Source organism: Burkholderia sp. WTPI3, from assembly GCF_021483755.1.
Lineage (GTDB): Bacteria > Pseudomonadota > Gammaproteobacteria > Burkholderiales > Burkholderiaceae > Burkholderia.
Genome location: NZ_JAGIXF010000119.1, coordinates 1 through 15211, shown reverse-complemented (window position 1 = coordinate 15211; position 15211 = coordinate 1). Strand labels below are relative to the sequence as shown.

At 68.0% G+C, this 15211-nt stretch carries 14 protein-coding genes and 1 pseudogene; 10 read left to right on the top strand and 5 right to left on the bottom strand.

What is annotated here, in order from left to right; translation table 11 throughout:
- From J7024_RS33535 to J7024_RS33525, 3 genes and pseudogenes are all read left to right on the top strand, one after another.
- Window positions 1–290 (top strand): annotated as a pseudogene (locus J7024_RS33535) (cytochrome c); the annotation flags it as partial.
- A gap of 54 nt (window positions 291–344) precedes the next feature.
- Window positions 345–1298 carry an ABC transporter substrate-binding protein gene (locus J7024_RS33530; protein WP_124826117.1) on the top strand — a complete coding sequence of 318 codons (954 nt, stop codon included), beginning with the start codon at window positions 345–347 and terminating at the stop codon, window positions 1296–1298.
- Window positions 1299–1389: 91 nt separating this feature from the next.
- A complete protein-coding gene (locus J7024_RS33525) occupies window positions 1390–2256 on the top strand; it encodes an MOSC domain-containing protein (protein ID WP_175750557.1) in 867 nt (288 codons plus the stop codon).
- A 26-nt stretch (window positions 2257–2282) separates the two neighbouring features.
- Here the strand turns inward: J7024_RS33525 and J7024_RS33520 are convergent, their stop codons facing one another.
- Window positions 2283–3677 carry a sensor histidine kinase gene (locus tag J7024_RS33520; RefSeq protein WP_234745853.1) on the bottom strand — a complete coding sequence of 465 codons (1395 nt, stop codon included), beginning with the start codon at window positions 3675–3677 and terminating at the stop codon, window positions 2283–2285.
- Between the two features lie 55 nt (window positions 3678–3732).
- Window positions 3733–4407: a response regulator gene (locus J7024_RS33515; protein ID WP_124826119.1), complete on the bottom strand. Its 675-nt coding sequence runs from the start codon at window positions 4405–4407 to the stop codon at window positions 3733–3735.
- A 123-nt stretch (window positions 4408–4530) separates the two neighbouring features.
- Between J7024_RS33515 and J7024_RS33510 the strand changes: the two genes are divergently transcribed.
- The 4 genes from J7024_RS33510 (at window position 4531) to J7024_RS33495 (ending at window position 9831) form a co-directional block, all read left to right on the top strand.
- Complete coding sequence (locus J7024_RS33510) at window positions 4531–5631, top strand: ABC transporter substrate-binding protein (RefSeq protein WP_124826120.1); 1101 nt, start codon at window positions 4531–4533, stop codon at window positions 5629–5631.
- Window positions 5632–5745: 114 nt separating this feature from the next.
- Entirely contained in the window at window positions 5746–7518 is a 1773-nt protein-coding gene (locus J7024_RS33505) for an ABC transporter permease (protein ID WP_124826121.1), read from the top strand.
- On the top strand, window positions 7511–8578 hold the full coding sequence (locus J7024_RS33500) for an ABC transporter ATP-binding protein (RefSeq protein WP_234745852.1): 1068 nt from the start codon (window positions 7511–7513) through the stop codon (window positions 8576–8578). The genes J7024_RS33505 and J7024_RS33500 overlap by 8 nt, the downstream gene beginning before the upstream one ends.
- 161 nt (window positions 8579–8739) lie before the next feature.
- Window positions 8740–9831 (top strand): porin, encoded by a 1092-nt coding sequence (locus J7024_RS33495; protein ID WP_124826123.1) that lies wholly within the window; start codon window positions 8740–8742, stop codon window positions 9829–9831.
- 142 nt (window positions 9832–9973) lie between these two features.
- Here J7024_RS33495 and J7024_RS33490 read toward each other — a convergent pair whose 3' ends face one another.
- Together J7024_RS33490 and J7024_RS33485 are read right to left on the bottom strand one after the other, a co-directional pair.
- Window positions 9974–10936, bottom strand: coding sequence for a quinone oxidoreductase family protein (locus J7024_RS33490; protein ID WP_124826124.1), 963 nt, complete (start codon window positions 10934–10936; stop codon window positions 9974–9976).
- Between the two features lie 55 nt (window positions 10937–10991).
- A complete protein-coding gene (locus J7024_RS33485) occupies window positions 10992–11243 on the bottom strand; it encodes a hypothetical protein (RefSeq protein WP_124826125.1) in 252 nt (83 codons plus the stop codon).
- Between the two features lie 95 nt (window positions 11244–11338).
- Between J7024_RS33485 and J7024_RS33480 the strand changes: the two genes are divergently transcribed.
- Together J7024_RS33480 and hpaR are read left to right on the top strand one after the other, a co-directional pair.
- The gene (locus J7024_RS33480; RefSeq protein ID WP_124826126.1) at window positions 11339–12136 is read left to right on the top strand and encodes an AraC family transcriptional regulator; all 798 of its coding nucleotides are present in this window, start codon (window positions 11339–11341) and stop codon (window positions 12134–12136) included.
- A 163-nt stretch (window positions 12137–12299) separates the two neighbouring features.
- Window positions 12300–12740 carry a homoprotocatechuate degradation operon regulator HpaR gene (gene hpaR, locus J7024_RS33475; RefSeq protein WP_124826127.1) on the top strand — a complete coding sequence of 147 codons (441 nt, stop codon included), beginning with the start codon at window positions 12300–12302 and terminating at the stop codon, window positions 12738–12740.
- Window positions 12741–12834: 94 nt separating this feature from the next.
- Here the strand turns inward: hpaR and J7024_RS33470 are convergent, their stop codons facing one another.
- Window positions 12835–14034 carry an SDR family oxidoreductase gene (locus J7024_RS33470; RefSeq protein WP_124826128.1) on the bottom strand — a complete coding sequence of 400 codons (1200 nt, stop codon included), beginning with the start codon at window positions 14032–14034 and terminating at the stop codon, window positions 12835–12837.
- A 655-nt stretch (window positions 14035–14689) separates the two neighbouring features.
- Here J7024_RS33470 and J7024_RS33465 point away from each other — a divergent pair.
- A complete protein-coding gene (locus J7024_RS33465; protein WP_124826129.1) occupies window positions 14690–15037 on the top strand; it encodes a DUF3564 family protein in 348 nt (115 codons plus the stop codon).
- Window positions 15038–15211: the final 174 nt, after the last annotated feature.

Below are 15211 nucleotides of genomic sequence, written 5' to 3'. Positions count from 1 at the left end.
GGGCGAACTGCGTCGCGTCGACGCCCGGCGCATGGCAAGCGTTCGCGACGATCGCGGGCGTGACCCCCGATGCGCTCGGCGGCACGCAGTTGCTCGCCGACCGGCGCGGCTGGCTGCGCGCGCGTGCGTTGCCGGGCAGCGCGGGCTGGTCGGCCGGCGACCTGCTGTGCCGCTCCGATGCGGCCGCACGGCCGTCGACCGTCGCCGCGAACGCCGATCCGCTGACTGCCCTGTTGCTGCGCGTGGATGCCGAACCGGTGCGCGACGTGCAGGCCGGACTCCCTCATTGAATCCTGTACCGTTTCCGAACCGCTTCCGAATCATTTCCCCGACTGAACCTCACGATGAATCCGACCCGACGCCAGTTCCTCGCGCAAGCAAGCGCCCTCGCCTCCGTCGCCCTGGCTCCGGCCGCACTGCACGCGCAATCGGGCGCCCGGCCGCTGCTGCGCGCCGGCGACCAGAAAGGCGGACTGCGCGCGTTGCTCGAAGCGGCCGGCGAACTGAACGGGCTTGCATACGACATCGCGTGGACCGAGTTCCCGGCCGCCGCGCCGCTGGCCGAGGCGCTGAACGCGGCGGCCGTCGACTGCGGGCCGATCGGCGATGCACCGGTGATCTTCGCGCTCGCGTCCGGCGCACGCATCAAGGTGATCGGCGCGAGCCGTTCCGACCCGTACGGCACCGCCGTGCTCGTGCGGCCCGACGCGACACTCAAAGGCGCGGCCGACCTCAAAGGCAAGCGCATCGGCACCACACGCGGCTCGATCGGCCATTTCGTCACGCTGAAGGCGCTCGACGCGGCCGGGCTGCCGCCCGACGCCGTGTCGTTCCGCTTTCTGTCGCCGGCCGACACGATGCTTGCGCTCGCAACCGGATCGATCGACGCGTGGGCGACGTGGGAGCCATACACCGCGCTTGCCGAAACGAGCGGCCGCGCGCGCGTGCTGGTCAACGGTCGAGGGTTGTGGTCGGGCCTCAGCTACGTCGCGGCAACCGACGCGGCGATCGCGTCGAAGCGCGACGTGCTGCGCGATTTCGTGCAACGCGTCGTACGCGCGCAGGTCTGGTCGTACCGACACGTCGACGCGTATTCCGCGGCGCTTGCCCGCATCATCGGCATCCCGCCGGCCGCCGCGAAGCTGCAGTTCGAGCGCCGCAACACACGCTGGCAGGCGATCGACGCGACGGTGATCGCCGAGCAGCAGCGCACGGCCGACTTCTACCTGAAGGCCGGGCTGCTGCGCCAGCCGCTCGACGTGCGCACGACGTTCGACCTCGGTTTTCCGCTGGCGTGAGCGGCCGCCCGGCGGCGCGCAACCGCCCGAACGGCTTTCGCACGATCTGGCACAATCGCGATTCGACCCACCTCGCCTGTCCGCCAGCGTCATGCCAGCCATCTCCGAACTCTTCGTCTACCCGATCAAATCCTGCGCCGGCATCGCACTGTCGCGCTCGCAACTGCTCGAAACGGGCCTCGCATACGATCGCCACTGGCTGATCACGACCCCGGACGGGATGATGATCACGCAACGCACGCACCCGCGCCTCGCGCTGATCCGCACCGCGCTCGAAAGCGATGCGCTGGTGCTGAACGCGCCGGGCATGCCGGCGATCCGCACGCCGCTCGACGGCGATGCGACACCCGCGACGCCGAAGATGGCCGCGACCGTCTGGCGCGACACCGTCGACGCGATCGACACCGGTGCCGAAACGGCCGCGTGGTTCACCGAATTCCTCGGCATGCCGCTGAAGCTCGCGCGCTTCGGCGCCCACGCACGCCGCGGCTGCAACCGCAAATGGACCGGCGACATCGATACGCACACCCAGTTCGCGGACGGCTATCCGTTGCTCGTGATCGGCCAGTCGTCGCTCGACGACCTGAACGCGAAGCTCGCCGCGAAAGGTGCGCCGGCGATTCCGATGAACCGTTTCCGTCCGAACATCGTCGTGTCGGATCTCGAGGCATACGAAGAGGATTTCATCGAACATCTCGACGCCGACGGCGCGACGCCCGTGCGGCTGCGCCTCGTGAAGCTGTGCACGCGCTGCCCGATGCCGACGATCGACCAGGCGACCGGCGCACCGAACCCGGCGTGGCCGCACGAGCCGACCGACACGATGCAGGCCTATCGCGCGAACCCGAACTACGAAGACGCGCTGACGTTCGGCATCAACGCGATCGTCGTCGAAGGCGCGGGCGCATGGCTCGAGGTCGGGCAGACAGTCGAAGCGGAGATCGGCTTCGGCGATTGACCGGTGCGCCGGTCGCGCCGGCGCTTCTACGTCGCCGCCAGAACCGCCGGCAGCGTCACCGTCACGATCAGTCCGCCCCCCACCGCATCCGCGAGCGTCACGCTGCCCTGGTGCACGCGCGCGATTTCCCGCACGATCGACAACCCGAGCCCGGTGCCTTCGACCGTCTGCGTCTTGCTGCCTCGGTGGAAGCGCTCGAACACCGTGTCGCGCTCGCCGGCCGGAATACCCGGCCCGTTGTCGATCACGTCGAGCCGCGCATGCTCGCCGTCACGCGACACGCGCACCGTGATCACCGCGCGATCGCCCGAGTAGCGGATCGCGTTGTCGATCAGGTTGCCGATCATTTCGCCGAGCAGGTCCGGCTGCCCGAGCACGTCGACATCGGCCTCGTGCTCGAACCCGAGATCGATGTCGCGCGCGCGGGCAACCGGCGACCAGTCGAGCGTCACGCTGCGTGCGAGCCGGTGCAGTGCGAGCCGCTGGTGCGCGACGGCCTGGCCGCTGTCCGAATCCAGCCGCGACAGCGACAGCAGTTGCTGGACGATCTTCGCTGCCTGCCGCACCGCGCCGTTCACGCGCCGCAGATGCACGTTCACGCGCGGCTGCTCGTCGGGCCGCAATGCCAGCTCGACGCCGGCCTGCACGGCCGCGAGCGGCGTTTTCAGCTGATGGGCCGCATCCGCGAAGAAGCGCCGGCGCGCGACCTGCATCCGCTGCGGGCGGCCGATGTACTGGTTGATCGACTCGACGAGCGGCGCGAGCTCGCTCGGCATGCCGCCGGTGTCGAGCGGCGTCGGATCGGCGTCGCTGCGCGCGGCGACCGTCGCCGACAGCCGGTTCAGCGGCCGCAGCCCGCGCCCGACGCCGAGCCACACGATCCCGAGCGCGAGCACGACGAGCAGCCCCTCCTGCAGCAGCGAGCCCATCAGGATCTCGCGGGCGAGCGCCTGGCGCGCCTCGATCGTCTCGCCGACCATCACCCATACGATGCGCGTCTGCGCGGTCGGCACGTCGTGCACCGGCACGCGCAGCGCGGCCATGCGCAACTGCTCGCCGCGATAGACGACGTCGTAGTAGCGCGTCGCGAACAGCGCGCCGTCGCCCGGTGGCAGCGGCAGGTCCGGATAACCGGTGATCGTGCGGCCGTTGTCTTCGCGGATCAGGTAGTAGATCTTGCCGCCGTCGCCCGACTCGAACATCTCGAGCGCGAGATACGGCAGATCGACCTCGATCTCGCCCTCGTTGAGCCGCACGCCTTCGCGAATCGACTTCAGCGACGACGACAGCGTGCGGTCGAACGCGACGTGCGCGGCGCTCATCGCGCGCTGGTACGTGAGCCACGAGTCGAGCGCGAGCAGCCCGAGCAGCGGCAGCAGCAGCCACAGCGCGACCTGCGTGCGCAAGTTTGGACGACGCATCATGCGTGCCGCCGGGCCGCAGCGGCGACGGGCCGAGCGCGGGCGCGGAGGCGGTTCATTCCGCCGCCTTCGCTTCGAGCAGATACCCGAGCCCGCGCAGCGTGACGATCGCGATGCCGGTGTTCTCGAGCTTCTTGCGCAGCCGGTACACGTAGATCTCGATCGCATCCGCGTTGACCGACTCGTCGAGCCCGAAGATCTTCTCCGACAGTGTCTCCTTGTTGATCGCGCGGCCGTTTCGCAGGATCAGCACTTCCAGCACCGAGCGCTCGCGCGGCGTGAGCGACAACGGTTCGCCGGCGAGGCGGAAACTGCGATCGACGCTGTCGTACGACAGTGTCCCGCATTCGACCTGCGAATGCTCGTGGCCGAGGCTGCGCCGGATCAGCGCGCGGGCGCGCGCCTCCAGCTCGGTCAATTCGAACGGCTTCGCGAGATAATCGTCGGCCCCGAGATCGAGCCCCTTCACGCGGTCCTCGACCGAGCCGTGCGCGGTGAGAATCAGCACCGGCACCGGATTGCGGCGCGCGCGCAGCCGCCGCAGCACCTCGAGCCCGTCGAGCTTCGGCAGGCCGAGATCGAGGATCACCAGCGCGTAATCCTGCGTGCGCAGCACGTGATCCGCCGCCTCCCCGTCCGTCATGTGATCGACCGCGAAACGCGCGGCGCTCAGCGCGTCGTTCAGCGATTGCGCCAGGTTCGGGTTGTCTTCGACAAGCAGCACACGCATGGGGACCTCGGGAAATCCATGACTCAAAGGCCGCTATTGTGAACCGAAATGAAAGCAGGCTGAAAGTGCGTCGCAATTAACATCCGCGTCACTCGAACAACACACAGGTAACTGGAGGAAGACATGCCGTTTGCACCGAAGCACCTCGCCGCCGCGCTGGCGATCGTCCTGGGCACCGTCGCCGGTGGCGCCGCCGCGCAGGTTCCGGCCGGGTATCCGGGTAATTACCAGGGTATGGTCGACGCCGCGAAGAAGGAAGGCAGGCTGATCGTCTACTCGACGACCGACACGGGTCTCGTCCGCCCGCTGATCAAGGACTTCGAAAGCCTGTACGGCGTGAAGGTCGAGTACAACGACATGAACAGCACCGAGTTGTACAACCGCTACATCAGCGAGAACGCGGCGAGCAGCACGAGCGCCGACGTGCTGTGGAGCTCGGCGATGGACCTGCAGGTCAAGCTCGTCAACGACGGGCTGATGGCGTCGTACGATTCGCCCGAAAGCCCGAACGTGCCGCAATGGGCGCAATACCAGAAGCAGGCGTACGGCACGACGTTCGAGCCGCTCGCGATCGTCTACAACAAGCGCCTGATCCCCGAGAACGAAGTGCCGAAGACCCGCGCCGATCTCATCAAGCTGCTCACCACGCAGGCCGACAAGTTCAAGGGCAAGGTCACGACCTACGACATCGAGAAATCGGGCGTCGGCTTCAACTACCTGACGCAGGACGCGCACGTGAACGAGAAGGTCACGTGGGAGCTCGTGAAGGCGATCGGCGCGACCGGCCCGAAGCTGCAGTCGAGCACCGGCGCGATGATGGAGCGGATCTCGTCGGGCGAGAACCTGATCGGCTACAACATCATCGGCTCGTATGCGTACGCGAAGGCGAAGAAGGACAAGTCGATCGGCTACGTGTTTCCGAAGGACTACACGCAGGTCGTGAGCCGCCTCGCGACGATCTCGAAGAAGGCGAAGAACCCGAACGCCGCGAAGCTGTGGGTCGACTACCTGCTGTCGAAGCGCGGCCAGACGCTGATCGCGAACCAGGCGAACCTGTACGCGATCCGCGCGGACGTGAACGGCGAAACGTCGGCCGCGAGCCTCACGAAGGAACTCGGCGACTCGCTGAAGCCGATCCAGATCGGCACCGGCCTGCTCGTCTATCTCGACCAGTCGAAGCGCCTCGCGTTCCTGAAGCAATGGCAGCAGGCAATCAAGCGCTGACCGGTTGATCGGCTTCGGCCGACCACGAGCCGCCGCCGCACTTCGCGCGCGGCGGCCCCTTCCCCTTACCGACTTCCTAGAGGCGGCCATCCGGATGGCCGCAGGGGTGAACTCATGCTTTCAACCAGCACACGCGGAACGGCGCCGGCCGCTCCGCCCTCCACCGGCCACGGCGGCGCGATCCCCGCGCTGCCGGCCAACAGCCTGCAGCCGCTCGCCGGCATGCTGCGCTGGATCGTCGTCGCGGTGCTCACCATCGCGGTCGCGCTGCCCCTCGGCTTCATCCTGTTCCAGAGCTTCCTGTCCGCGCCGTTCTTCGATGCGAACAAGACGCTCGGCATTGAAGGCTTCCGCTTCATCTTCACCGACCCCGACTTCTGGTCGGCCGTGACGAACTCGTTCATCATCGCCGGCGGGATGCTGTTCATCTCGATCCCGCTCGGCGGCATTCTCGCGTTCCTGATGGTGCGCACCGACCTGCCCGGCCGCCGCTGGCTCGAACCGCTGCTGCTCACGCCCGTGTTCGTGTCGCCGATGGTGCTCGCGTTCGGCTACGTGGTCGCGGCCGGCCCGGTCGGCTTCTACTCGGTGTGGTTCAAGGAGCTGTTCGGGGTGCAGAGCGTGCCCTGGAACGTGTACTCGATCTTCGCGATCACGGTGATCGTCGGGCTCACGCACGTGCCGCACGTGTATCTGTATTCGTCGGCCGCGCTGCGCAACCTCGGCTCGGACGTCGAGGAAGCCGCGCGCGTGACGGGTGCCCGCCCGTTCCGCGTCGCGCTCGACGTGAGCCTGCCGATGACGATGCCCGCGCTGCTGTTCGCCGGCGTGCTCGTGTTCTTTCTCGGCTTCGAGGTGTTCGGGCTGCCGCTCGTGCTCGGCGATCCGGAAGGCCACCTCGTGCTCGCGACCTACCTGTACAAGCTGACCAACAAGCTCGGCGTGCCGTCGTATCACCTGATGGCCGCGGTCGCGGTGTGCATCGTCGCGATCACGTTCCCGCTCGTGCTGCTGCAGCGCCGCCTGCTGAAGACCGCGAACCGCTTCGTGACCGTCAAGGGCAAGGCCGGCCGCGCGACGGTACTGCCGCTCGGCGTCTGGCGCTGGGTCGCGCTCGCGATCGTGGCACTGTGGCTGATGCTGACCGTGATCGTGCCGATCTCGGGCATCGTGCTGCGCGCGTTCGTGACCAACTGGGGCGAAGGCGTCGCGCTCGGCGACGTGCTGACGCTGTCGAACTTCACCGAGCTGTTCGAGCAGGACAACCTGGTGCGCGCGATCGTCAACACGCTCGGCATCGGCGTGATCGGCGGTGCGCTCGCGGTCGGCTTCTACTCGCTCGTCGCCTTCGCCGGCCACCGCCGCCACGACTGGGCGACCAAACTGCTCGACTACCTCGTGCTGCTGCCGCGCGCGGTGCCGGGCCTGCTCGCCGGTCTCGCGTTCCTGTGGATCTTCCTGTTCGTCCCCGGCCTGCGCGAGCTGAAGAACTCGATGTGGAGCATCTGGATCGCGTACACGGTCGTGTGGCTCGCGTACGGGATGCGGCTCATCCAGAGCGCGCTGCTGCAGGTCGGCCCGGAGCTCGAGGAAGCCGGCCGCAGCGTCGGCGCGACGCGCAGCCGCGTGTCGCTCGACGTCACGCTGCCGCTCGTGCGGTTCGGCCTGCTCGCCGCGTGGCTGCTGATCTTCATGATCTTCGAGCGCGAATACTCGACCGCCGTCTATCTGCTGTCGCCCGGCACCGAAGTGATCGGCGCGCTGCTCGTGTCGCTGTGGGCGACCGGCGCCGTCGACCAGGTCGCCGCGCTCTCTGTCATCAACATCGCGATGGTCGGCGCCGGTCTCGGCGTGGCCCTGCGTTTCGGAGTGAAACTTCATGGATAAGCTCATCGTCGACGACCTGCATCTCAGCTACGGCGCCAACCCGATCCTCAAGGGCGTGTCGTTCGAACTGAAGGCGGGCGAAGTCGTCTGCCTGCTCGGCGCGTCGGGCAGCGGCAAGACCACGCTGCTGCGTGCGGTGGCCGGCCTCGAACAGCCGTCCGACGGGCGCATCCAGCTCGACGACCGGGTGTTCTTCGACGGCGCGCAGCGCGTCGACCTGCCCGTCGAACAGCGTTCGCTCGGCCTCGTGTTCCAGTCGTACGCACTGTGGCCGCACCGCACTGTCGCCGACAACGTCGGCTACGGGCTCAAGCTGCGCCGCGTGGCGCCGGCCGAACAGAAGCGCCGCGTGCAGACCGCGCTCGACCAGCTCGGCCTCGGTCATCTCGCCGAACGCTTTCCGCACCAGTTGTCGGGCGGCCAGCAGCAGCGCGTCGCGATCGCGCGCGCGCTCGTCTACAACCCGCCGGTGATCCTGCTCGACGAGCCGCTGTCGAACCTCGATGCGAAGCTGCGCGAGGAAGCGCGTGCGTGGCTGCGCGAGCTGATCGTGTCGCTCGGGCTGTCGGCGCTCTGCGTCACGCACGACCAGACCGAAGCGATGGCGATGTCCGACCGCATCCTGTTGCTGCGCAACGGCCGCATCGAACAGGAAGGCACGCCCGCCGAGCTGTATGGCGCGCCGCGCTCGCTGTACACCGCCGAATTCATGGGCAGCAACAACCGGATCGACGCACGCGTCGCGGCCATCGACGGCGAGCGCGTGACCCTCGCCGGCGACGGCTGGGAACTGCAGGCGCTCGCGCGCGACAGCTTCGCGCTGGGCCAGGACGCGCAGGCCGTGATCCGTCTCGAGCGCGTGCAGGTCGCCGACGGTCCCGGAGCGAACCGGCTGCAGGCCGATCTCGTCACGTCGATGTATCTCGGCGACCGCTGGGAATACCTGTTCCATTGCGGCGAGATGCGCCTGCGCGCGTTCGGCCACGTGCCGCGCGCGGCCGGCAAGCACTGGATCGAATTCCCGACCAACGACTGCTGGGCGTTCGCGAAAGCGGGCTGACCCGGGCGCGGCGGCCAGCGCGCGCCGCCGCGCACGCATTCCGGCGCGCATCCCGTCCCGACACGCACGATCGGCGGACGCTTCCCGGCGTCCGCCGCGGACGGCTGCGCGCCGCGCACCCGTTTTACCCCAACCCACAAGAACCCAAGGAGACACCGTCAATGAAGTCACGCGCAGAACGTTCCCTTCGCACCGCCGTCCTGACCGGCTCGGCCGTCGCGGCCGGGCTCGCGACAAGCGCCGCGCATGCGCAGTCGTCGGTCACGATGTACGGGATCATGGATGCCGGCATCGAATACGCGAATCACGCGGCGCCCGACGGCGGCAATTCGTTCAAGCTGAAATCCGGCAACAAGAACACGTCGCGCTGGGGCCTGCGCGGCGTCGAGGATCTCGGCGGCGGGCTGAAGGCCGTGTTCCGCCTCGAAAGCGGGATCGATCTCGCGAACGGCACGTTCGACGACGGCGCCGATTCGATCTTCGCGCGCCGCGCGACGGTCGGCCTGAAAGGCAAATGGGGCGAGCTGTCGCTCGGCCGCAACTTCACCGTCACCTACGACTACATGCTGCCGTTCGACCCGATGGGGTATGCGCAGAACTACTCGTGGGCGACGTCGTCGATGGCGACCGGCGGCCGCAAGGACGGCCTCTTCACGCGCTCGTCGAACGCCGTGCGCTACGACAGCGAATTCGGCGGCTTCAAGTTCGGCGCGCTGTACGGCTTCGGCAACGTGCCGGGCAGCGTGAAGACCAGCTCGAAATACGACTTCGCGCTCGGCTACGAGACGGGCCCGTTCGCCGCGGCCGTCACGTTCGACCGGCAGAACGGCGCAGCCGACAGCGTCACGCCGGCCGATACCGTCAACTACATCCAGGGCATCCATGCGGGCCTGAGCTACGACTTCGGCAACCTGAAGACGATGGCCGGCTATCGCAACTATCGGCGCACGTATCACACCAGCGCCGCGAACCAGTTGAGCGACATGTTCTGGCTCGGCGGGTCGTACCAGTTCACGCCGACGTTTTCGATGATCGCGGCCGTCTATCACCAGAACATCAAGGGTGGCAGCGATGCGGACCCGACGCTGGTGTCGGTGCGCGCGCAATATGCATTGTCGAAGCGCACGGTGCTGTATGCGGCCGGCGCGTTCGCGATCGCGCAGCATGGGGAAAAGGTCGGCGTGTCGCGCGACTTTGCCGGATACGGGACGACGCAGGTCGGCGTGACGGCCGGGATTCAGCAGCGGTTCTGAATCCGATGCAATGGGCGGCGCCGGTCATGGTCGAACGGCACCGCCCGCTTTGCGCGATGCCGCCTGAGTGCGGGTGAGCGGCCCTCACCGCGCCGCTCGACATGCGCGTGGCGTGTGATGCCCGCTGCGCGCCAGCAGCCGTTCAGTCGACGCGCATCACGAACACGGGGCGAACCCGGCTATTCGCATCGCCCCAATGTTCGCCGACCGCCGACAGCGGCACGGCGCGCGTTTCGATCGCCAGGCCCGCGGGCGCAACGGCGCCGAACACGCCGCGGATTGCTGCCAGCAAGCGCGGCAGCGGCACGCTGCCCAGACCGCTTCCCATCAATTCGATCGCGGTCGCGCGCAACACCGCGCCCGGCAGCAGCACGTCCGCACCGCCGATCGAGCCGATCTGCACGAAACGCAGCCGGCGCCCCTCGGGCGTCGCCTTCGCGGCCGAGACGAGCAACGCCTGCGCGCTGGCGCCCCACAGATAGTCGAGCACGACATCCACGCCCGCGCGAAAATGCGGTTCCAGTGCGCGGGCAAGGTGTGCATCCTCCTGCTGCAGCGACACGACCGCATCCGCACCGGCCTTCAGCGATGCATCCAGCGCAACCGTATCGCGGCCCGTCGCGATCACCTTCGCGGCGCCCAGATGCTTCGCGATCCGCACGGCCAGCCGTCCGGACGTGCCCGTCGCACCGTTGACCAGCACCGTCTCGCCTGCCGCGAGCCGCGCGCGCTCGGTCAATGCCGCCCACGACGACATGCCGGGAATCGCGATCGCGGCGGCCGTGACATCGTCCAGCTCATCCGGCAGCGGCACACAGTGTGCGTCCGGCACGATCGTGCGCTCCGCCATCGCGCCGAACGGCGCGGGGGCGCCGAAGAAGTACACGCGCCGTCCGTCGCCGACGCGCCCGACGCCATCGACGCCGACGACGAACGGATAGCCGCCGCCCGACGAATAATGCGTGCCGGCGGCGCGCCCCTGCGCGAGCCGGCTCAGCGCGGATGCCGTCACGTCGATCAGACGGTGAGCCGGCAGCGCGCGCGGCGATTCGAACTCCGAATAAACCGGACCCTGACCGGCACACGCCACGACTGCTGCTTTCATGTTGGTTCCTTGCTGTTTGCGAATCCCGTATCGCAACCGGGCTTCCCGTCCGTCATTACCGTGCATCGAGCCATGCGCGCAGCGCCGCGTCGCGCACTTCGAGGACATCGAACAATCCGAGCGCCCGCAGCGCGGGCAGCACGTCGATCAGGTCGGCTTCCGCGGTGGCGCGCTCGGCCGCCGATGCGCCGGGACCGACCAGCACGCGCGCGTTGGCAATGAACGCGCCCACTGTACCTTTGCGGATCGTCACCCCGCCCGCCTCGATCCGGTCGGCATGGTCGGGAAGCATCTGTTCGGCTCGCATCGTGTCGCACTCCGGTTGTCATCGATGGACGCAGTGTAGGCGTGCGAAGTCGGCCGAACTCCGGTATATATGCCATTCGATACCTTGATCCAGCCATGTCCGATCCACTCCTGCCCGCCCGACTCGTCACGTCCGACGACGGCCCGTTCGTCGTCGCCGCCGTTTTGTCGCAACGCGATCCGCGCGTGACGCCGCCGCACGCGCATGCGCGGGGCCAGCTCGTCGGCGCATCGAGCGGATTGCTGACGATCGGTCTCGACGACCAGGACTGGGTCGTGCCGGCGATTCATGCGATCTGGATTCCGCCGCATTGCCGGCATTCGCTGCGCTCATTCGGGCCGATTTCCGGCTGGTCGGCGTTCGTCGCCGAAGCGCGCTGCGCGACATTGCCGGACACACCGCGCGCGATCCGCACGTCGCCGTTGCTGCGCGAAGCCGTGCAGCGCGCGGCAAGCTGGGATGGCGCCGCACTCGACGCGGCGCAGACGCGGATCGCCGAGGTGGTCCTCGACGAAATCGCCTCGTCCGAGGTGGAATCGCTGGCGCTGCCGCGGCCGCGCGACGCGCGGCTCGTGCGCATCACCGACGCGCTGGCCTCGAACCTCGCGGACGGTCGGCGGCTGGAGGAGTGGGCGGAATGGGCCGGCATCAGCGCCCGGACGATGAGCCGCCGCTTCGTCGCGGAGACGGGGCTGACGTTTGCGCAGTGGCGTCAGCAGGCCAGACTGCTGCGTGCGCTGGAGAAGATCGCCGACGGCGTGCCGGTCACGACCATCGCGCTCGATCTCGGATACGACAACGTGAGCGCGTTCATCGACATGTTCCGCCGGGCGACGGGGACGACGCCGGGGAGGTACATCGGCGTCGGGCGTGCGCCTCGGAGCGCGGGATAGTGGGTCATTCCGATTGACGCGGCGCGCCCGGGAACATCCGTCCGGTGCGCGTCGCTTCGGGAAATCGAGCAATCGGACGCCGGCAACCTCGATTACCCTGAGATAAGAAATTCATCACCACGGGCTGTTAAGATTGATGCATCCCCGTCCATTCTCTACCCCGATGAACCGCACGCTCGACCATCGCAATCTGGCCATGCTCCTGCTCGAGGCCCGCGAAACGCTGATGGGCCGGTTCCGCCCCATTCTCAAGGAATTCGCGCTCACCGAACAGCAATGGCGGATCATCCGCGTGCTCGACGGCGAACCGGCGCACGCGCTCGAAGCCGGCCAGATCGCGCGCCGCTGCTGCATCCTGAGTCCGAGCCTCACGGGCGTGCTGGAACGGATGGAACGGGACGGGCTGATTACCCGCACGCGCGCGCAGGAAGATCAGCGCCGGCTGCTGGTGAGCCTGACGCCGCAAAGCAGGAATCTGGTGACCGAAATCGGTCCGCGCATCGACGAGCAGTATCGGCAGCTCGAAGCGCGCTTCGGCGCGGACGGCCTCGACGACATCTATCGCGCGCTCGACCGGCTGATCGAACTCGGCAACGCGCCCTAGGGCCTGCCGCCGCCGGACGGCGGCGAACAGGACCCGGCGGCGCCGGCGTGGCGCATGCAGGCTGTGCACCCGACTTGACTGGACTCGCCTCGGCTCATTGCAGCGCGCCGCGCATCAGCTCGGTCACCGCGACGCCGCGTGACGTCCGCATGCACTCCTCGACGTAATCGATGAACGGCAACGGTTCGAAATCGATTTCGTCGCGCACGCGACGGTTGTCGAACACGCGATCGACCGTCGCGAATTCCGCACAACGCTGCAACGCCCTGCCGATCACGCGCTCGAGCGCCGGATCGGGCCGCCCCAGCACGTCACGTACCACGAGCGGCAACTCGGCCGGCGCACAGGCCGCGTAGCGCGGCGCGCCCGTCACGCCCGCCGCCTCGTCCATCGCGCGAACGATCTGCGCGACCTGCGGCGCCTCGTCGCCTGCCGACACGTGATACACGTCGTGCATCAGCGTCGGCTTCACGGCGAGCAGCATCGTCGCGCGCGCGACGTCGTCGACCGACACGATGTCGATGCGCGTCATCGGCCGGGCCGTGAAACGGCGCGCCGCATGCGCGACGCGAAACATCCAGAACGAATTCGGCGCGGGCCGCGTGCCGAGCACCGTGTGACCGACGACGTGCGACGGACGCACGACGACGAGCGGCAGCCCGAGCTCGCGCAGGCGTTGCTCGGTTTGCGCCTTCGCAAGCAGGTAGTCGGCCGCCAGCACCGCGCCGGGCAGCGCTTCGTCGCCGTGTGCCGCGTCGGTCGCGACGCCCTCCTGCACGATTCCGCCGCGGCCCGCATGCGCATAGGCCGTGCCGACGTACACGAAACGCTGCAGCTGCGGCGCACGCGCGAAGCGGGCGGCGAAGGACAGCGAATCGGCAATGTCCGCCTGCAGGTGCGCGCCGTCGGCCGGCGATGCATGGCCGGCGCAGTGAATCACGTGCGTCGCGCCAGCCAGGCGCGACGCATCCGCACCCTGCCAGACGTCGCCGAGCGCGCCGACGATCACGTTCGCATCGCCCAGGCGCGACGCCCAGTACGGCGCGAGCCCCGCGCGCAACGCCGCTTCACGCAGCCGTGCGACCGCATGGCCGCGGCTCTCCGCGCGCACGACGCACACGACACGATCGAGCAGCCCCGCGTTGACGAGCGCCGTCAGCACGGTACTGCCGATGAAGCCGGTGGCGCCGGTCAGCACCAGCCGACTGACGTTGGCCGCCGCGACCGGCGCGCTGGCCGGCGACACGAGGCTGGTCCGCCAGTTGAGCGACAACGCGGTTTTCCAGATCAGCACGATAGTCTCCTTCGAAGGGTCGGCCGGACGGCGGCGCTGCCCGTTCGGGGCTGCGCACTGCCATGGGCCGGGCCGGCGCCGATGCTCGCCACGGCCGTCCCGATCGGGCTTGTGGCCCGCGATCGCATCGATCGGGTCTCTGGCACGAGGCGGCGACAGACCGCCACGGACGGGCGTCCATGGCGCAGATCGGGAAAGTCCCAGTGTGGGGCCCGAACGCATGCAAGTCTGTCCCGAAAGTTTCGTGAAAGTGTGTGGATTTGTGCGCGAATGTCTGAGTGTGTCGTGCGGGCCATGCCGTCAAATCGACGAAACGTCCGATCCGGCGGCCGCCGGGCGGGCTACCGCGCCGCCGGACCCCGCCGGCCCATCACGGTTTCAATCGCCGCCGCGGCGCGACACATCGACGCGCCCTTCGGCTAGTCATCGCATGTCCCGGTCGCGGCAGCGGCAGCTTGCCGCACCCTGGACACGGTGCCGTCTGCGTTGGCGTGCAGCGACGGAATCCCCTGGAATCGTCAGACGTCGTTTCATACGAAACGCCAATAGACCCCATTCGGATTTATTGCGGATTATCGCTTGCGTTTCGTGACAGTCTATCTAGACTGTTCAAACCAAAACGGTCGAATGCGTCATTTTCTCAGGAGACGATCCAATGCGCCTCACTATTCGGATTAATGGCAGTGAATCGGCAACCCGGCACGCATTCGCGGTGCTGTGGGTCGATACCGACGAGGGGCTGTGGTCGCGCGAGGCACATCAGGGCATCGACCTTCCGACCTGGGGTAAAGTCCGGGACGTCGAAGGCGCAATGGCCCTCTGCGCGGCCGACGGCGGCAGCGCCGTGTGCCAGTTGAAGGGCCTGTCGTTCGACGCAACACAGCGCGAACAGGGTCCCGCCGTACTCGCCGGCGAGCACCCGGACGGTGCATGGCGACTGCAGGCGGTCGATCATTGCAAGCTCCAACCCGAATACGAGGAATTTATTTCCGTCGCGCGATAGGCATTTCCGCCGGTAATCCTCTGCGGTTTTCGGGTTTATTCCAGTTTCAGCGATATTCATTTCGATATTCAGCAATAAGAGCGCCTCGATTCGGGGCGCATTTTTATTGCGGGCTTCGAAATCAATCAGGGCCGGGTTAATTCATCCGCGCCGCCGGTATCCGCATCCGCCATC